The 19,231-nt window shown below is 60.0% G+C and carries 16 protein-coding genes; 10 read left to right on the top strand and 6 right to left on the bottom strand.

All coding sequences use genetic code 11. The features are described from left to right. Positions 1-20: 20 nt before the first annotated feature. Both C8K63_RS01275 and C8K63_RS01270 read right to left on the bottom strand, forming a co-directional pair. Positions 21-1,013, bottom strand: coding sequence for an NAD(P)-dependent oxidoreductase (locus C8K63_RS01275; RefSeq protein WP_108215034.1), 993 nt, complete (start codon positions 1,011-1,013; stop codon positions 21-23). A 54-nt stretch (positions 1,014-1,067) separates the two neighbouring features. Continuing rightward, on the bottom strand, positions 1,068-1,961 hold the full coding sequence (locus C8K63_RS01270) for a LysR family transcriptional regulator ArgP (RefSeq protein WP_108215033.1): 894 nt from the start codon (positions 1,959-1,961) through the stop codon (positions 1,068-1,070). A gap of 97 nt (positions 1,962-2,058) precedes the next feature. Here C8K63_RS01270 and C8K63_RS01265 point away from each other — a divergent pair, with 97 nt between their 5' ends. The 3 genes from C8K63_RS01265 (at position 2,059) to C8K63_RS01255 (ending at position 3,830) form a co-directional block, all read left to right on the top strand. Continuing rightward, complete coding sequence (locus C8K63_RS01265) at positions 2,059-2,460, top strand: ACT domain-containing protein (protein WP_108215032.1); 402 nt, start codon at positions 2,059-2,061, stop codon at positions 2,458-2,460. Between the two features lie 6 nt (positions 2,461-2,466). After that, positions 2,467-3,069, top strand: coding sequence for a LysE/ArgO family amino acid transporter (locus tag C8K63_RS01260; protein WP_108215031.1), 603 nt, complete (start codon positions 2,467-2,469; stop codon positions 3,067-3,069). A 164-nt stretch (positions 3,070-3,233) separates the two neighbouring features. Next, the gene (locus tag C8K63_RS01255; RefSeq protein WP_108215030.1) at positions 3,234-3,830 is read left to right on the top strand and encodes a superoxide dismutase; all 597 of its coding nucleotides are present in this window, start codon (positions 3,234-3,236) and stop codon (positions 3,828-3,830) included. A gap of 117 nt (positions 3,831-3,947) precedes the next feature. On the opposite strand, the gene C8K63_RS01250 is transcribed toward C8K63_RS01255, so the two are convergent. Then, positions 3,948-4,214, bottom strand: a complete 267-nt coding sequence (locus C8K63_RS01250; protein WP_108215029.1) for a DUF6124 family protein — start codon at positions 4,212-4,214, stop codon at positions 3,948-3,950. Positions 4,215-5,352: 1,138 nt separating this feature from the next. On the opposite strand from C8K63_RS01250, the gene C8K63_RS01235 reads away from it, so the two are divergent. The 7 genes from C8K63_RS01235 to C8K63_RS01205 all read left to right on the top strand — a co-directional run bounded on the left by C8K63_RS01235 (position 5,353) and on the right by C8K63_RS01205 (position 17,295). Beyond that, complete coding sequence (locus C8K63_RS01235; RefSeq protein ID WP_108215027.1) at positions 5,353-7,404, top strand: bifunctional diguanylate cyclase/phosphodiesterase; 2,052 nt, start codon at positions 5,353-5,355, stop codon at positions 7,402-7,404. Between the two features lie 232 nt (positions 7,405-7,636). Then, on the top strand, positions 7,637-8,992 hold the full coding sequence (locus tag C8K63_RS01230; protein ID WP_108215468.1) for an imelysin family protein: 1,356 nt from the start codon (positions 7,637-7,639) through the stop codon (positions 8,990-8,992). A 281-nt stretch (positions 8,993-9,273) separates the two neighbouring features. Beyond that, entirely contained in the window at positions 9,274-10,701 is a 1,428-nt protein-coding gene (locus C8K63_RS01225) for a di-heme oxidoredictase family protein (RefSeq protein WP_108215026.1), read from the top strand. 27 nt (positions 10,702-10,728) lie between these two features. Continuing rightward, entirely contained in the window at positions 10,729-11,793 is a 1,065-nt protein-coding gene (locus C8K63_RS01220; RefSeq protein ID WP_108215025.1) for an imelysin family protein, read from the top strand. Positions 11,794-11,807: 14 nt separating this feature from the next. Further along, positions 11,808-12,908 (top strand): DUF1513 domain-containing protein, encoded by a 1,101-nt coding sequence (locus tag C8K63_RS01215; protein WP_108215024.1) that lies wholly within the window; start codon positions 11,808-11,810, stop codon positions 12,906-12,908. 198 nt (positions 12,909-13,106) lie between these two features. Continuing rightward, on the top strand, positions 13,107-14,255 hold the full coding sequence (locus tag C8K63_RS01210; protein WP_108215023.1) for an efflux RND transporter periplasmic adaptor subunit: 1,149 nt from the start codon (positions 13,107-13,109) through the stop codon (positions 14,253-14,255). A gap of 13 nt (positions 14,256-14,268) precedes the next feature. Continuing rightward, a complete protein-coding gene (locus C8K63_RS01205; protein WP_108215022.1) occupies positions 14,269-17,295 on the top strand; it encodes a multidrug efflux RND transporter permease subunit in 3,027 nt (1,008 codons plus the stop codon). 170 nt (positions 17,296-17,465) lie between these two features. Here C8K63_RS01205 and C8K63_RS30665 read toward each other — a convergent pair whose 3' ends face one another. The 3 genes from C8K63_RS30665 to C8K63_RS01190 are packed head-to-tail and all read right to left on the bottom strand — an operon-like array spanning position 17,466 to position 19,082. Further along, a complete protein-coding gene (locus C8K63_RS30665; protein ID WP_108215021.1) occupies positions 17,466-17,693 on the bottom strand; it encodes a hypothetical protein in 228 nt (75 codons plus the stop codon). 2 nt (positions 17,694-17,695) lie between these two features. Continuing rightward, positions 17,696-18,409 carry a lipopolysaccharide kinase InaA family protein gene (locus tag C8K63_RS01195; RefSeq protein ID WP_108215020.1) on the bottom strand — a complete coding sequence of 238 codons (714 nt, stop codon included), beginning with the start codon at positions 18,407-18,409 and terminating at the stop codon, positions 17,696-17,698. 4 nt (positions 18,410-18,413) lie between these two features. Continuing rightward, the gene (locus tag C8K63_RS01190) at positions 18,414-19,082 is read right to left on the bottom strand and encodes a class I SAM-dependent methyltransferase (protein WP_108215467.1); all 669 of its coding nucleotides are present in this window, start codon (positions 19,080-19,082) and stop codon (positions 18,414-18,416) included. Positions 19,083-19,231 lie beyond the last annotated feature (149 nt).

Below are 19,231 nucleotides of genomic sequence, written 5' to 3'. Positions count from 1 at the left end.
CAGGGGGCGTTGTTCGAGCGTCAACGAATATCCTGGGCCTTCCACCAGCCACAGAACTCATCGAGGGCCGTCCAGAGGCTGACCTTGGGATCGTAATCCAGATAATGCCGGGCGCGGCTGATGTCCAGGGTGAAATTTTTATTCATGACCTGCATGCCCAGGCGCGACAGCGTCGGTTCGGGACGCCCCGGCCACAACTTGCACACACCCTCGTTGAGCGCCGCCATGCTGTAGGCCAGGCCGTAGGAACGGTGGCGGGTTACCTGTGGGACGTCCATGTTGCGCATGACGTAATTGACCACGTCCCACAACGGAATCGGCGTGCCGTTGCTGATGTTGTAAGCCTTGCCCAACGCGGAACCGCTGGCCAGCAAACTGCTGAGCAGCGCCTCGTTGAGGTTTTGCACGCTGGTGAAATCAACTTTGTTCAGACCGTTGCCGATGATCGCCAGGCGCCCCTTGCGCTGCATGTTCAACAAGCGCGGGAAGATGCTCATGTCGCCGGCCCCGGTGACGAAGCGCGGGCGCAGGGCCAGGGTTTCGAGGCCGAACTCCTGGGCGCCGAAGACTTTTTGCTCGGCCAGGTACTTGGTGGCGGCGTAAGGGTGTTTGAAGCGCTTGGGCACCTGTTCTTCGGTCAGGCCCAGGTGATCGCGACCATCGAAGTAGATCGACGGCGACGACAAATGCACCAGCCGCCGTACCCGTTGCTTCAGGCAGGCCTCAACCACGTTCTCGGTAACCTGGACGTTGCCCTGATGGAAATCCTGATAACGCCCCCATAAACCGACGGCACCGGCGCAATGCACCACGGCCTCGACGTCCGAGCACAGCTCGCGCGCCAGTTCCGGGTCGCTCAAGTCACCCGGGATGAACTCGGCTCCGCGGCGTACCAGATGCTCCACGCTCTCGGCCCGGCGACCGTTGACCCGCACGTCCAGGCCCTGCTCCAGGGCAAAACGCGCAAAGCGCCCGCCGATGAAGCCGCTTGCGCCGGTAACCAGAATCTTCATGAATTGCTCCGAATATTTCGTTTTGCGTATTGCGTGAGGTCTTGACGCTGCGCGTCAGTCCAAGGGCACCAGCCATTGTTTCGATGCGCGTACCAATTGATCGGTGAGCAGCCCCAGCAACTGACCGCCATTACGCCAATGATGCCAGTACAGCGGCACATCGATCGGTTTATCTGGCAGCAGCTCCTGCAATACGCCCCTTTGCAGTTGTTCGCGCGCCTGCAGTTCCGGAACCAGCCCCCAGCCCAGCCCGGCTTCCGTCAGACGAATGAAACCTTCGGAGGACGGACATAAATGGTGTTCGAAACCGCCCTCGACGCCGAGGGACGCCAGGTAGCGATGCTGCAGGAAATCGTCCGGGCCAAACACCAGCGCCGGGGTACGGGCCAACTGATCGGCGCGCACGCCTTGCGGAAAATTCCGGGCAATAAAGGCGGGGCTGGCCAGTGCCCGGTAACGCATGGCCCCCAGCAACACGCTGCGCGCACCCGCCACAGGGCGCTCACTGGCGCAGACGCAGGCCGCCACTTCACCGGCGCGCATGCGCTTGAGGCCAACGGTCTGGTCTTCAACCACCAGGTCCATCAACAGATGCTGTTCGGCGCAAAACGCCCCCACGGCCTGCGCCCACCAAGTGGCCAGGCTGTCGGCGTTCAGGGCGATCCGCAGGCGTTCCGGCAGGCCCTCTTCATCCAGCGCCGGCACCAGGCTTTGCAGATCCCGTTCAAGCAAGCGCACCTGCTGCACGTGGTTGAGCAACCGTCGCCCGATTTCCGTCGGCGTTGGCGGCGTGGCCCGCACCAGCACCGGCTGGCCAACCCGCGCTTCCAGCAGCTTGATGCGCTGGGAAATCGCTGATTGCGACAAACCCAGCACCTGGGCCGCCCGTTCAAAACCAGCCTGTTCGACCACGGCGGCCAAGGCAGAAAGCAATTTATAGTCGAACATCAGTTTTCCTAATGAGCGATCAGCAAGATTGGTTTTTCTTATACAACCTTCACAAGGACAATGACCAGCAAGAACTCTTGGAACAAGGAACGCCCACATGGCTGGCGAAACTTCATTGGCAACGCTGCTGCGCAGCATGAGCCCGCAACTCAACACCGGCGAATACGTGTTCTGCACCCTGCGTGACGGCAAGTTGCCCAAGGATCTGGAGATTGTCGGCAGCTTCCGGGAACAGGAAGGCCTGACCGTGATTCTCGAACGTTCCCACGCCGAAAAAGCCGGATTCAGCTTCGACTACATCGCCGCCTGGATCACCTTGAACGTGCATTCGGCCCTCGAAGCGGTCGGCCTGACTGCCGCGTTCGCCACGGCATTGGGCAAGGCCGGAATCAGCTGCAACGTGATTGCCGGCTACTACCACGACCATTTGTTTGTCGGCCAGGCCGACGCCGACCGTGCCCTGCAAGTACTGCGGGATCTGGCAGCCAACGCGGAGTAAAAAATCATGTGGCAAAGTTATGTGAACGGGCTGCTCGTGGCCTTCGGCCTGATCATGGCGATCGGCACCCAGAATGCGTTTGTCCTGGCGCAAAGCCTGCGGCGTGAACATCACCTGCCGGTGGCGGCGCTCTGCGTGGCCTGCGATGCCCTGTTGGTGGCCGCCGGGGTATTTGGCCTGGCGACAGTGCTGGCGCAGAACCCGACGCTGCTGTCCATCGCCCGCTGGGGTGGCGCAGCGTTCCTGCTGTGGTACGGCAGCCAGGCACTGCGCCGGGCCTTTTCGAAGCAGAGTCTTGAGCAGGGCGAAGGCCAGACCGTACGCTCGCTGCGGGCGGTCATGCTCAGCGCGCTGGCGGTGACCTTGCTCAACCCGCACGTCTATCTGGACACCGTTTTGCTGATCGGCTCCCTGGGCGCCCAACAAACCGAGCCCGGCGCCTATGTCGTAGGTGCGGCCAGCGCCTCGCTGCTGTGGTTTTTCACCCTGGCGCTCGGAGCAGCATGGCTGGCACCGTGGCTCGCCCGCCCCAGCACCTGGCGAATTCTCGACCTGTTGGTGGCGGTGATGATGTTTGCCGTAGCGCTGCAACTGATCGCGGCCATCTGATTGGCGGAACCTCTATTCCACACAGTTGTTGCGTGGTTATGCCGCCCCCCCGGTGCTATGATCCGACTCCCTGCGCCGCAAAGAGTACAAACTCCCCGGCGCTTGTCTGGCCGCCCGTGATCGGCCTTGCGCTCACCGCAACTGACCTGATTAGGAGAATCATCATGGCTTTCGAATTGCCGCCGCTGCCGTACCCACACGATGCATTGCAGCCGCACATTTCCAAGGAAACCCTGGAATACCACCACGACAAGCACCACAACACCTATGTCGTGAACCTGAACAACCTGGTGCCAGGCACCGAGTTCGAAGGCAAGACCCTGGAAGAAATCGTCAAGACTTCCTCGGGCGGTATCTTCAACAACGCCGCTCAGGTCTGGAACCACACTTTCTACTGGAACTGCCTGGCGCCAAACGCCGGCGGTCAACCAACCGGCGCTCTGGCTGAAGCCATCAACGCGGCTTTCGGTTCGTTCGACAAGTTCAAGGAAGAGTTCAGCAAGACTTCCATCGGCACCTTCGGTTCCGGTTGGGGCTGGCTGGTGAAGAAGGCTGACGGTTCCCTGGCCCTGGCCAGCACCATCGGTGCCGGCAACCCGCTGACCAACGGCGACACCCCGCTGCTGACCTGCGACGTCTGGGAGCACGCTTACTACATCGACTACCGCAACCTGCGTCCAAAGTATGTCGAAGCGTTCTGGAACCTGGTTAACTGGAAATTCGTGGCTGAGCAGTTCGAAGGCAAAACCTTCACCGCTTAAGCTCGACGCCAGTCAAGAAAACCCGGCTTTTTAGCCGGGTTTTTTATTGCCCGGGATTTTCAGCGTTCGGCCGGGCCCCTTCGTCGGAACGATGACGCGGTCAACCTGACTGAATACCTATCCCTGCGGATCGACATTATCCAACGCACGATTCACCGCCAGTTCCGCCAGCATGATGATCTGCGCAATGGCCAACGCCGTGTTGCGCTGGGGGCCAGTCAGGCAGGTGGCGAAATCACTCGCCATGACGTTGGCCGAAGCCAATGACTCACAAGCGTGGGCCAGCAGGGATTCGGTATCCATGTTCGGGACGATCATGAACATGGTGTTGGGGGTGTAGGGTTTGGTGGTGTTGTAGGGGGGATCGGGGATTAATTTGTCCATAAAACCATTCCTCTAGCGCTGGGGCCACCACTTGCCGTTTCTCACGCGATGAAGAGGTGGCAGCTATGTGCGAGGTGAGAAACCGGTATGGACACCCGGGCCAGACCTAAGTCTGCCCGCACACAGCCGCCATGACGCATTTACAGACAGCGGACTAGCTGGCGGCGATTATGCGTGCACAGGTTCTGGATGACCATAAGTAGCCGGGTTCTCACACCCGATCGCTGAGTATTCAGCGACAGCCAAAGACTATTCAGCCCGCTTCCGACGGACAACCTGAAAACTGCGTGGGAAACTTCTGGCGCTTTCCTACACCGCGTTAACCCGCAAAAACGTAACGCGGAGCGTCTCTGGCAGCATTCCCACGCGGGAGCGTGGGAACGATCAGCTTGGAGGCGTGGGAGATTGGTCGGCTGTCAGGCCGCCATCGCGAGCAAGCTCGCTCCCACAGAGGAGCAACGGCAGAGCGGTGTACACCACGCTCTTCACCGCACATCAGGCCGAGCGTTAGCTCGCCTGCAGCTCTTGATCTTGATCCACCCGCCCCCTCGGCAGGCTGAGCGCAGGTGTTTATCCGGGGATTGGCGCGCAGCGCCGTTCGACGCAGTCGAACTCATTGCATGTAGGTCGAAGCGAAGCCGACCGGAGGGCAATGCCCCCGGATGAATACCGGAGCGAAGGAACGCCGAGCCTTAGCGAGGGGCCGTACGTTCGGGGCGAGACCTTTTGGTTACTTTTGGGGCGTTTGCCAAAAGTGACCCGCCGTCAGGGCGGAACCATAAGCCGCCGTTACCGCAGCAACGGATATGTACTCAATCAACCAAGAACCTGGTCGGCTATCAGGCCGCCTGAGCGAGCAACCCAGGACAATTTCCCATGATGAAACAAGTCTTGCCCCCTTGCCCCAACGCCGCGGACGACTAACATCAAACAAAAGGAAAATATCTCCACCCCGCCCCTCAAGTTGAAGGACTCGACAACCGACACAGTGCTAATAGGCTAACTCGTCAAGACAACTGCAAATCGGCCAAGCTGAAGGCAAAATCCCCCAAGGGTGATAGTCCCTTTGACTGCCATCACGGGATTGCCAATACTCATGGCAACTTGATGCTACCCGCACGGAACAAGGAATAACCCTTTGAAGCTGGAACTCAAGAACAGCTTGTCGGTGAAGTTACTCCGGGTCGTGCTCCTGTCGGCATTGATCGTCGGCGTGGTCTTGAGCTGCGCGCAGATTGTGTTCGATGCCTATAAAACACGCCAGGCCGTCGCCAGCGATGCCCAGCGTATCCTCGACATGTTTCGCGACCCCTCGACCCAGGCTGTCTATAGCCTGGACCGGGAAATGGGCATGCAAGTCATCGAAGGCCTGTTTCAGGACGACGCCGTGCGCCAGGCCTCCATCGGCCATCCCAACGAAGCCATGCTCGCGCAAAAAAACCGCGAGCTGCAGCTCTCCCACAGTCGCTGGCTGACCGACCTGATTCTTGGCAAGGAACGCACCTTCACCACCCAACTGGTCGGTCGCGGGCCTTACAGCGAGTATTACGGCGATCTGAGCATCACCCTCGATACCGCCACTTACGGCCAGGGGTTCATTGTCAGCTCGGTGATCATCTTCATTTCCGGCGTACTACGCGCGCTCGCCATGGGGCTGGTGTTGTATCTGGTCTATCACTGGCTGCTGACCAAGCCGCTGTCGCGGATCATCGAGCACCTCACGGAAATCAATCCGGATCGTCCCAGCGAACACAAGATTCCGCTGCTCAAGGGCCACGAGAAAAACGAACTGGGCATCTGGATCAACACCGCCAACCAGTTGCTCGAATCCATCGAACGCAATACCCATCTGCGTCACGAAGCCGAAAACAGCCTGTTGCGCATGTCCCAGTACGATTTCCTGACGGGACTGCCGAACCGGCAGCAATTGCAGCAGCAACTGGACAAGATCCTCATCGACGCCGGCAAACTGCAGCGCCGGGTCGCGGTGTTGTGTGTCGGCCTCGATGACTTCAAGGGCATCAACGAGCAGTTCAGCTACCAGACCGGCGACCAGTTGTTGCTGGCCCTGGCCGATCGCCTGCGCGGTCATAGCGGTCGCCTGGGTGCCCTCGCCCGTCTCGGTGGCGACCAGTTCGCCCTGGTCCAGGCCGATATCGAGCAACCCTACGAAGCCGCCGAGCTGGCACAAAGCATTCTCGATGATCTGGAAGCGGCGTTCGCTCTCGATCATCAGGAGATCCGCCTGCGCGCCACCATCGGCATCACCCTGTTCCCCGAGGACGGTGACAGCACCGAGAAGTTGCTGCAAAAGGCCGAGCAGACCATGACGCTGGCCAAGACCCGTTCGCGCAACCGCTATCAGTTCTATATCGCCAGCGTCGACACCGAAATGCGCCGTCGCCGCGAGCTGGAAAAAGACCTGCGCGATGCACTGATCCGCAATCAGTTCTACCTCGTCTACCAGCCGCAGATCAGCTATCGCGATAACCGCGTGGTGGGCGTCGAAGCCCTGATTCGCTGGCAACACCCCGAGCACGGTATGGTACCGCCAGACCTGTTCATCCCGCTGGCCGAACAGAACGGCACCATCATTGCCATCGGCGAATGGGTGCTGGACCAGGCCTGCAAACAATTACGCGAGTGGCATGACCAAGGCTTCAGCGACCTGCGCATGGCGGTAAACCTGTCCACGGTTCAATTGCACCACGCCGAACTGCCACGGGTGGTCAACAACCTGCTGCAGATGTATCGCCTGCCACCACGCAGCCTGGAGCTGGAAGTCACCGAAACCGGTCTGATGGAAGACATCAGCACGGCGGCCCAGCACCTGCTCAGCCTGCGCCGCTCCGGCGCGCTGATCGCCATCGATGACTTTGGCACCGGCTATTCATCCTTGAGCTATCTGAAGAGCCTGCCGCTGGACAAGATCAAGATCGACAAGAGCTTCGTTCAGGACCTGCTCGATGACGACGACGATGCGACCATCGTTCGGGCCATCATCCAACTGGGCAAGAGCCTGGGCATGCAGGTGATTGCCGAAGGCGTGGAAACCGCCGAGCAAGAGGCCTACATCATCTCCGAAGGCTGCCACGAAGGTCAGGGCTATCTCTACAGCAAGCCGCTGCCGGCGCGTGAATTGAGCGCGTATCTGAAACAGGCTCAGCGCAGTAATGCGGCTATTTTGTAAAAACACACCCCTCCTGTAGGAGCGAGCTTGCTCGCGATGAACCTGAGAGCATCACGCTCATTCAGAATGAACGCGTCATCGTTCACGTCCATCGCGAGCAAGCTCGCTCCTACAGTGAATAAGAAATATTTACAGGTACAACCCTTTACACATAATGCGAAAGATTTGCATTATGTCGCAGTTTTGCGTGCGCATCGCACCACTCCCCCCTTATCGAAGCAGGATGTTCGCCATGATTCGTATGCCTCTGGCTACCGCCAGTCTGTTGGCCATCGCTATTTCCCTCGCCGGTTGCGGCGAAGGTAAAGACCAGGAAAAAGCTGCCGCGCCTGCGCCAGCTGCCAGCACTGCGGCTGCCCCGGCTACTCCAGCCGCTGCGCCTGCCGCTGCCGGTAAAGTCGACGAAGCCGCCGCCAAAGCCGTTGTCGCCCATTACGCCGACATCGTGTTCGCCGTTTACAGCGATGCCGAATCTACCGCGAAGACCCTGCAAACCGCCGTCGACGCCTTCCTCGCCAAGCCGAATGCCGACACCCTGAAAGCCGCCAAGGCTGCCTGGGTTGCCGCTCGCGTGCCTTACCTGCAGAGCGAAGTGTTCCGCTTCGGCAACACCATCGTTGACGACTGGGAAGGTCAACTGAACTCCTGGCCGCTGGACGAAGGCCTGATCGACTACGTCGACAAATCCTACGAGCACGCTCTGGGCAACCCGGGTGCCACTGCCAACATCATCGCCAACACTCAAGTGCAGATCGGCGAAGACAAGGTCGATGTCAAAGACATCACCCCGGAAAAACTCGCCAGCCTGAACGAGCTGGGCGGTTCCGAGGCCAACGTTGCCACCGGCTACCACGCCATCGAATTCCTGCTCTGGGGCCAGGACCTGAACGGCACCGGCTCTGGCGCCGGCAACCGTCCGGCTTCGGACTACCTGGAAGGCAAAGGCGCCACTGGCGGTCACAACGATCGTCGTCGTACTTACCTGAAGTCCGTGACTCAGTTGCTGGTCAGCGACCTGGAAGAAATGGTCGGTAACTGGAAGCCGAACGTGGCCGACAACTACCGCGCCACCCTGGAAGCAGAACCGGCTGAAACCGGCCTGCGCAAAATGCTGTTCGGCATGGGCAGCCTGTCCCTGGGCGAACTGGCGGGCGAGCGCATGAAGGTTTCCCTGGAAGCCAACTCTCCGGAAGACGAACAGGATTGCTTCAGCGACAACACCCACAACTCGCACTTCTACGATGCCAAGGGCATTCGTAACGTGTACCTGGGCGAATACACCCGTGTCGACGGCACCAAAATGACTGGCGCCAGCCTGTCGTCCCTGGTGGCCAAGGCTGATCCGGCTGCTGACACCGCACTGAAAGACGACCTGGCTGCTACCGAAGCCAAGATCCAGATCATGGTCGACCACGCCAACAAGGGGGAGCACTACGACCAGTTGATCGCCGCGGGCAACACCGCGGGCAACCAGATCGTCCGCGACGCCATCGCATCGCTGGTCAAGCAGACCGGTTCGATCGAAGCCGCTGCAGGCAAACTGGGCATCAACGACCTGAACCCGGACAACGCTGATCACGAATTCTGATCAACGCTGGCTGAGTGAGTAATAAGGCGACCTTCGGGTCGCCTTTTTTGTCGGCCATAACACAAACAACTGTAGGAGCGAGCCTGCTCGCGATGGGGCCATGTCAGTCGACATCAGTTTTGGATGACACATTGCAATCGCGAGCAGGCTCGCTCCTACAGGGGGTTATGGGTAAGCCAAATTACCTGTCCCATATCAAGCAAACGATAATTCCTCTTATTCAAATTCCCATCCCCTGTTAGACTTTGCGCCCTTGTTTTGCTCGTCTTGCAGGATGTCTGATGCCCCCGCTGCCTCTTCGCTTGTCCGCACTGTTTCTGGCCCTGGGCCTGAGTGCCTGCGATGACGCCCCGAAATTCACCCGGGCAGAACCCGGTGAAGCCCGCTCCGGCGGCAGTGCGACGGTGCGCAAGACCGATCAGAACGCGTTTTCCATGCCCTCGGCGAATCTGCCACCGTCACGGCGCGTGGATTTCAGCGTCGGCAACAGTTTCTTCCGCAGCCCCTGGGTGATCGCCCCGTCGACGACGACCGCTCGCGATGGCCTTGGCCCACTGTTCAACACCAATGCCTGCCAGGGCTGCCACATCAAGGACGGCCGCGGCCATCCGCCGACTCCCGACGATGTGAACGCCGTGTCGATGCTGGTACGCCTGTCGATTCCCGACGCCCCGGCGTATGCCAGGGTCATCGAACGGCTCGGCGTGGTGCCGGAGCCCGTCTACGGCGGTCAGCTCCAGGACATGTCGGTACCCGGCGTGGTCCCCGAAGGCAAAGTGCGGGTCGATTACACCGCCGTGCCGGTTCGCTTCAAGGACGGCACCGAAGTCGAACTGCGTAAACCAAGCCTGAACATCACCCAACTAGGCTACGGCCCGATGCACCCCGACACCCGTTTCTCGGCCCGCGTGGCGCCGCCGATGATTGGCCTGGGCCTGCTCGAAGCGATCCCCGAGGAGGCGATCCTGGCCAACGCCGAGGCGCAGGCCAAGGCGAACAACGGCATCAGCGGACGCCCGAACCGGGTCTGGGATGACGCCCGACAACAGACCGTTCTGGGACGATTTGGCTGGAAAGCCGGACAACCGAACCTCAATCAACAAAATGTTCACGCGTTTTCGGGGGATATGGGGCTCACGACCAGCCTGAGACCCGTTGATGACTGCACGGACGCGCAAACGGCCTGCAAACAGGCTCCCAGTGGCAACGGCCCGAATGGCGAGCCGGAAGTCAGTGACAACATCCTGCGCCTGGTGCTGTTCTACAGTCGTAACCTCGCCGTACCGGCCCGTCGTGACGTCAATGCACCTGAAGTGCTGGCCGGCAAGTCCCTGTTTTATCAGGCGGGCTGCCAGTCCTGTCACACACCGAAATACACCACCGCCGCCAACGCCGCCGAACCTGAACTGGCCAATCAAGTGATTCGCCCGTACAGCGATCTGCTGTTGCATGACATGGGCGACGGCCTGGCCGACAACCGTAGCGAATTCCAGGCCAGCGGCCGCCAATGGCGTACCCCGCCATTGTGGGGTATCGGCCTGACACAGGCGGTCAGCGGCCACACCCGGTTCCTGCACGACGGCCGCGCCCGCAACCTGCTCGAAGCCGTGCTCTGGCATGGCGGCGAGGCGACAGCGGCGCAGAAACAGGTTTTGTCTTTCAATGCCGAGCAACGCGCTGCGTTGCTGGCGTTCCTGAATTCCCTTTAACACGCATTCCACTCGCGGGAGCCCGACATGTTCCGTCCCAAATTGTTGTTCACCAGCCTTGTCGCACTCGCCCTCGGCGCCTGCTCCCCCCAGGACCCGCAAGCGGTCACGTCGGCGGCCATCGCCAAGTCGGTGATCCTGCCGACCTACACCCGCTGGGTTGAAGCCGACCGTCAATTGGCGGTCAGCGCCCTCGCCTACTGCGAAGGCAAGGAAACCCTGGAAACCGCTCGTGCCGATTTCCTGCATGCGCAAAAAGCCTGGGCCGAACTGCAACCGCTGCTGATCGGGCCATTGGCCGAAGGCAACCGTTCGTGGCAAGTACAGTTCTGGCCGGACAAGAAAAACCTGGTCGGTCGTCAGGTCGAGCAACTGGTTACCGCCCAGCCGCAGATCGATGCCGCCGCACTGGCCAAGTCCAGCGTCGTGGTACAGGGCCTCTCGGCCTATGAGTACATTCTGTTCGACAGCAAGCCTGACGTGGCCAATGCGCAGCAGAAGGCCAAGTACTGCCCGCTGCTGGTCGCGATTGGCGAACGCCAGAAGCAACTGGCCGAAGAAATTCTGCAATCCTGGAACAACACCGACGGCATGCTCGCGCAAATGAGCAAATTCCCGAACCAGCGTTATGCGGACTCCCATGAAGCGATCGCCGATCTGCTGCGCGTGCAAGTCACCGCCATCGACACCCTGAAGAAAAAACTCGGCACGCCAATGGGCCGTCAGACCAAAGGCGTGCCGCAACCGTTCCAGGCCGATGCATGGCGCAGCCAGTCGTCCCTGGCCAGCCTCGAAGCCAGTCTCGCGGCCGCCAAAACGGTCTGGGAAGGCGTGGATAACAAAGGCCTGCGCAGCCTGTTGCCGAGCGAGCAGAAACCATTGGCCGACAAGATCGATGCCGCCTATGCCGCCTCGCTGAAACTGTTCGCCGGCAACCAGCGCTCGCTGACCGACATGCTCAATGACGAGGCCGGCCGCCAGCAACTCAGCGAGCTGTATGACAGCCTCAACGTTGTCCATCGCCTGCACGAGGCCGATCTGGCAAAGGCACTGGGCATCCAGCTGGGCTTCAACGCCAACGACGGTGACTGATGAGGGCCAGTTCCATGCTGCGACGCCAGGTTCTGACATTAGGTAGTTTGTTGCTCGGTGCAGTGACGCTGGGCGGCTGGAAGCTGTTCAAGCAAAAGGACAAGAGTCCGTTGTTGCTTTCGGCACGGGACGATACCGATGGCCGGCATTACGCCGTCGGTTATCGGCTGGATGGCACCCAGGAGTTCGCCACCCGGGTCGGCCAGCGTTGCCACGACATCATCAACCACCCGACACTGCCGATCGCGCTGTTTGTCGCCCGTCGTCCAGGTACCGAGAGCTATCTGATCGACCTGCGCGACGGTGCGCTCCTGCAAACCGTGGTGTCACAGCCGAACCGGCACTTCTACGGACACGCGGTCATTCACCACAGCGGTGACTGGCTGTACGCCACTGAAAACGACACCAGCGATCCGGGCCGCGGCCTGCTCGGCGTGTATAAATTCGAAGGCGAACGGCTGGTGCACAGCGGTGAGATTTCCACCCACGGCCTCGGTCCCCATCAGGTGTCGTGGATGCCCGATGGCGAAACCCTGGTGGTGGCCAACGGCGGGATTCGCACCGAGGCCGAAAGCCGGGTGGAGATGAACCTCAACGCCATGGAACCGAGCCTGGTCCTGATGCAACGTGACGGCACCCTGCTGAGCAAGGAAACCCTCGCCCAGCAGATGAACAGCGTGCGCCATCTCGCCATCGCCAGCGACGGCACCATCGTCGCCAGCCAGCAGTTCATGGGCGCGGCCCATGAGCCGTCGCAGCTGTTGGCGATCAAGCGTCCCGGTCAGCCTTTCGTCGCGTTCCCGGTGCCCGAGCACCAGTTGCAGGCCATGGGGCACTACACCGCCAGCGTCGCGGTACACAGCGACTTGCGCCTGGTGGCGTTGACCGCACCGCGGGGCAACCGCTTTTTCATCTGGGACCTGGACAGCGGTGAAGTACGCCTGGATGCGCCACTGCCCGATTGTGCCGGGGTCGGCGCCGTGGCCGATGGTTTTGTCGTGACCTCGGGTCAGGGGCGCTGCCGCTACTACGACTGCCGCCAGACAAACCTTGTTGCAAAACCGCTGGAGCTACCCGCCGGGCTCTGGGACAACCATCTGCATCTGATGGCGTAATTCAGAAAAGATCGCCGCCTTGGGCCGCGCCTGCATCGGGATGACGGACACCCCGCAGGCGTGGTCCAAGGCGACGAATCTTTTCAGGCTTTCACCCCTCTAATACCTCACAACCTGTAAAAACGGCAGTTGGATTACCCTCTACACTCCCGGTAACGTGCTCCGCTGTCTCACCTGATTTTCTCCAAGGAACTGGATATGCTGCGTCGCCGCATGCTGATCATGTTGGGTGTCGTACTACTGATTGTGCTGGCCCTGGCCGCGTACAAAGCCTTCTCGATCTACACGATGGTTCAAGGCTACTCTGTGCCCAGACCAGCCATCAGCGTTGCCGTGGCCACCGCCACCGAACGCCCATGGCAAGCCCGCCTGCCTAGCGTTGGCACGCTCAAGGCATTGCAAGGCGTGGACCTGAGCCTGGAGACCGATGGCACCGTCATCGATGTCCAGTTCGAGTCAGGGCAAAAGGTCAAGGCCGGTCAACCCATCGTCCGGCTCGACAGCGCCGTGGAAAGTGCCCTGCTCGAAACCGCCCTGGCCGACCTTGGGCTGGCCCAGCTGGACTACAACCGTGGCAGCCAGCTGGTCGGCAGCCAGGCGATTTCCAAAGGTGAGTTCGACCGACTCTCGGCGGTCCTGAAAAAGAGCAGGGCCACGGTCAATCAGCTCAAGGCTGCTCTCGAGAAAAAACGCATCATCGCGCCGTTCAGCGGCACCATCGGCATTCGTCAGGTGGACGTCGGCGACTATGTGGCCAGCGGCACCATGATCGCCACCCTGCAAGACCTCAGTAGCCTGTATGTCGACTTTTTCGTGCCCGAGCAGTCCGTGCCGAAGATTGCTCTTGGCCAGCCAGTGCAGGTCATTGTCGCGGCGTACCCCGCCCAGGAGTACCCCGGCACCATCAGTGCAATCAACCCCAAAGTCGAGAACAGCACCCGTAACGTGCAGGTCCGCGCCACCCTGGCCAACCCCGATGGCAAGTTGATGCCAGGCATGTTCGCCAGCCTCCAGGTGCTCCTGCCCGACCCGCAACCGCGCATCGTGGTACCGGAAAGCGCGATTACCTACACGCTCTACGGCAACTCGGTGTATGTGGCCGTACCGAAGAAGGCCGAAGATGGCAGCCCGTTAAAGGACGACAAGGGCCAACCGGTGCTGATCGCCGAACGGCGTTTTGTCGAAACCGGCGAACACCGCGATGGGCAAGTGATGATCACCAAAGGCGTGCAGAGTGGCGAGAAAGTAGTGACCGCCGGCCAACTCAAACTGGACAACGGCGCACACATTGCCATCAGCGACGACAAGACCCTGGCCGAGCGGAACAGCCCGCCACGCGCGGACTGATCAAGGAATCCCCATGGCTTTTACCGATCCGTTCATTCGCCGCCCGGTTCTCGCAACCGTGGTCAGCCTGCTGATTGTGCTGCTGGGCTTCCAGGCCTGGGGCAAGCTGCCCCTGCGCCAGTACCCGCAAATGGAAAACGCCCTGATCACGGTGACCACCGCCTACCCCGGGGCCAACGCCGAGACCATCCAGGGCTACATCACCCAACCGATGCAGCAAAGCCTGGCCAGCGCCGAGGGCATCGACTACATGACCTCGGTGAGTCGCCAGAACTTTTCGGTGATCTCGATCTACGCGCGCGTCGGCGCCAACAGCGACCGTCTGTTTACCGAACTGCTGGCCAAGGCCAACGAGGTCAAGAGCCAGCTGCCCCAGGACGCTGAAGACCCGGTGCTGAGCAAACAATCTGCCGATGCGTCAGTGCTGATGTACATGAGCTTTTTCAGCAAGGAATTGAGCAACCCGCAGATTACCGATTACCTGTCGCGGGTGATCCAGCCGAAACTGGCGACCTTGCCCGGCATGGCCGAAGCCGAGATCCTCGGCAACCAGGTCTTTGCCATGCGCCTGTGGCTGGACCCGGTGAAGCTCTCTGGTTTTGGCCTCAGCGCCAGCGATGTGACCAACGCAGTGCGCCAGTACAACTTCCTTTCGGCCGCCGGCGAGGTGAAAGGCGAATACGTGGTCACCAGCATCAACGCCAATACCGAACTCAAGTCCGCCGAAGCCTTCGGGGCGATTGCGCTCAAGGTCGATGGCGACAGCCGTGTGTTGCTGCGCGATGTGGCCCGTGTGGAAATGGGCGCGGAAAACTACGACACCATCAGCTCGTTTGGCGGCACCCCTTCGGTGTACATCGGCATCAAGGCGACACCCGGTGCCAACCCGCTGGAGGTGATCAAGGAAGTGCGCAAGATCATGCCGGACCTTGAGGCCCAGCTACCGCCGAACCTCAAGGGTGAGATCGCCTACGACGCCACTCTGTTCATCCAGGCCTCGATCGACGAAGTGGTGAAAACCCTGTTCGAAGCGGTGCTGATCGTGATCGTGGTGGTGTTCCTGTTCCTCGGCGCCCTGCGTTCGGTGGTGATCCCGGTGGTGACCATCCCGCTGTCGATGATCGGCGTCATGTTCTTCATGCAGATGATGGGGTACTCCATCAACTTGCTCACCCTGCTGGCGATGGTATTGGCCATCGGTTTGGTAGTGGATGACGCCATCGTCGTGGTGGAAAACATTCATCGCCACATCGAGGAAGGCAAGACACCGCTGGACGCCGCCATCGAAGGCGCCCGGGAAATCGCCATGCCGGTGGTCTCGATGACCATCACCCTGGCGGCGGTGTACGCACCGATCGGTTTCCTGACCGGCCTGACCGGTGCGCTGTTCAAGGAGTTCGCCCTGACCCTGGCCGGCGCGGTGGTGATCTCCGGTATCGTCGCCCTGACCCTGTCGCCGATGATGTGTGCGTACCTTCTGCGTCACGACGAGAATCCCAGTGGCCTGGCCCATCGCCTGGACATGATTTTCGAAAACCTCAAGCGCCGCTACCAGAGCCTGCTTCACGGCACCCTCAACACCCGGCCGGTGGTATTGGTGTTCGCTGTAATCGTGTTGTGCCTGATTCCGGTCTTTCTCAAATTCACCAAATCGGAACTGGCGCCGGATGAGGACCAGGGCGTCATTTTCATGATTGCCAACGCCCCGCAACCGACCAACCTCGACTACCTGAACGCCTACACCAACGAGTTCGTCTCGATCTTCAAGGCGTTTCCCGAGTACTACTCGTCATTCCAGATCAACGGTTTCAACGGCGTGCAATCGGGCATCGGCGGTTTCCTGCTCAAGCCATGGGGCGAGCGCAGTCGCACGCAAATGGCGATCCTGCCCAAGGTACAGGCCAAACTGGAAAAGATCCCGGGGCTGCAGATTTTCGGCTTCAACCTGCCATCACTGCCGGGCACCGGCGAAGGCTTGCCGTTCCAGTTCGTCATCAACGCCGCCAACGATTACGAATTGCTGCTGCAGGTGGCCGACCGCGTACAAAAACGTGCGAAGGAATCCGGCAAGTTTGCGTTTGTCCACGTTGACCTGGCTTTCGACAAACCGGAAGTGGTGGTGGATATCGACCGTGCCAAGGCTGCACAGATGGGGGTTTCCATGCAGGATCTGGGGGGAACCCTGGCGACTCTGCTGGGTGAAGCCGAGATCAACCGATTCACCATTGAAGGTCGCAGCTATAAGGTCATTGCCCAGGTCGAGCGGCCGTTCCGCGACAATCCAGACTGGCTGAACAATTACTACGTGAAAAACGCCAAGGGCGAGCTGTTGGCGTTGTCGACCCTGATCACCGTCTCCGACCGTGCTCGACCGCGACAACTGAACCAGTTCCAGCAACTCAACTCGGCCACCCTGTCCGGAGTACCGCTGGTGAGCATGGGGGAAGCCATCGACCTCGTGCGCCAGATCGCCCGGGAAGAGGCGCCCGCCGGCTTTGCCTTCGACTACGCCAGCGCATCGAGGCAGTACGTTCAGGAAGGCAGTGCCCTATGGGTCACCTTTGCCCTGGCACTGGCAATCATTTTCCTGGTACTGGCGGCCCAGTTCGAAAGCTTCCGCGACCCGTTGGTGATCCTGGTCACCGTGCCCCTGTCCATCTGCGGCGCATTGATTCCGCTGTTCCTGGGTTGGTCGAGCATAAACATCTACACCCAGGTCGGGTTGGTGACGTTGATCGGGCTGATCAGCAAGCACGGCATTCTGATCGTCCAGTTCGCCAACCAGCTACGCAAGGACAAGGGCCTGACGGCCAGGGAAGCGGTAGAGGAAGCGGCGGCCATCCGGCTGCGTCCGGTCTTGATGACCACCGCGGCAATGGTGTTCGGCATGGTGCCATTGATCATCGCCACCGGTGCCGGCGCGGTCAGCCGGTTCGACATCGGCACGGTCATCGCAACGGGCATGTCGATCGGCACGTTGTTCACCCTGTTTGTGTTGCCCTGCATCTACACGTTGCTGGCCAAACCGGATAAGCGCTGACACAAATGAACTTGTAGGAGCGAGCTTGCTCGCGATGGACTCAAGAGCGCCGCGTTTGGCCAGTAAATACGCGCTATCGTTAACGACCATCGCGAGCAAGCTCGCTCCTACACTGCACGCAAAAAAAAGGCCTCGCATCAGCGAGGCCTTTTTTTTGGGCTTCAATCGGTTCAATTTTGCGACCTCAATCCTTGAGAAAGTCCGAACATGAACAACAACAGATCATGATCGGGTCGAGTGGCCACGGGCGCCTTCGCAACCCGTGGTAATGGACAATGTTCTTCTGCGTTTATCGAGCTGAGAACCTGGGCGCGCGGTTGCTCCCAGGTTGCCATCGCGATTGATGCAACTGCCAAGGCTCCTACCAAAAACAAACCTCGTGCAATTTCGAGTTTCATCGCTATAAACCCTTGATAGCGCTGCCAAACGCCGTCTCATAAAAATAGACGAGCTTTTTCCAGTCTGCCGCGCTGAACGACGAGTGGCGACGCAACTGCTTCATGTCATGGACAGCTGCGCGATAGGCGGTCAAACGCCGTCGGCATTTCTCCAGATCGATCAGGGCCACTTCGACCTTGGCCGACTCGCCCTCACCGGTCACGCGAACGAATACGTGCTTGTCGTAAAGGCAACCGTGCTGCCAACGGCCCTTGTGCATGCGAGCCAGATTTTCAGCCAGGTCCTTGAGCACTCGCTCATTTATGGCATCACCATGACGCTCGCGACCGCCACCGGCATACCAGCGATCGATTTCCTCGTAGCCGTCCAGCGACCTGGTGATCAGCAAGGCACGCCACTTGTGTACAGGATCGCGTTGTGCGCCACAGAAAACGATTTGCGGAACCCGTACGCCAAGCTCGGTCATTCCGATGAGCGCAGCATGCTCACGCATTACCGTAGGCCGCCCGAAGGGGTGCTGCAGGCTACGATGGATATGCCCGGTCTGACGCTTGACGTAGAGCAGTTGACCATCACTGCCCATCACCCGTTGAACACCGCTTTCCCCGCCGCGACGGACGTTGGGTTCTTCCACCCATTCACCGCGCTGATTCCAAAAGTAATCGAAGCGGTCCTGGGGAGCGACTTCCGTTTCTGCTGCATACTGCACTGCCATCCTGTTACCTCTTGCGTAATACGTAAACTCGCCACATCGCATAGAGCGGCAAAAAGTCCAGTTGTTCCTGGATGCGGAACCCCGCCTGCTCAAATTCCTTTTCTACGGTAGCGACCGGTAACACAAACCGGTTTTGGTAACCTTCCTGCCCACGGGTTTTCTCCGAACGCTTGCGTTTCCAGGCCTTGAAGTTGCCATCGACCCACAGCGAAAGGATCACGCTGTCACGGGAAACTCGCTCGAATTCGCGCAAAATGGCCATGCGATGCTCGGCTTCACCGATGTGGTGGAGCAAGCGCATGCAAAAAATGCTGTCGACGGAGTTGTCCGGCAAAGCGATGTCGAATGCAGACGTGTGCAAGGGTTGTACCCGTTTCACCACGTCGGCAGGTTGCGCCCGGGTTGCGATCTTCAGCATGGACTCCGAGTTATCGGCACCGACGATCACGCGGTTGGATTTTTCCGCCAGCAAGGGCCAGAAACGCCCTGCACCGCACGGCAAATCGAGGACCAGGCCAGGCTCGCCAGCCAGGGCCAGCGCCTTGCGCGCCAGTTGTTCGTCACGCCAATGGGACAGTCGACGGCCGAGACCCTCCTGATGTTTGCGCAAATAGCGTTGCGCGTGCTGAGCGTCGTACTTTTCGGAAAAATCGAGTTTGACCGGGCCGTCCATCATCAGGTCTCCTGAACTTCTGATAGCAACTACCTTAGGTTTTGGGCTGTCGGCGACAGGTGATCCACTTGTGAAAAAATTGTCACGGAAAACCCAAAAATGTTACAGGACTTTACAGAGCAGGTAGCGTTTGCTGAACGCCCGACTCA

The sequence above is a fragment of the Pseudomonas sp. GV085 genome (assembly GCF_003050925.1).
In the GTDB taxonomy this organism is placed as follows: Bacteria; Pseudomonadota; Gammaproteobacteria; order Pseudomonadales; family Pseudomonadaceae; genus Aquipseudomonas.
This window is presented reverse-complemented; position numbering and strand designations above follow the sequence as displayed.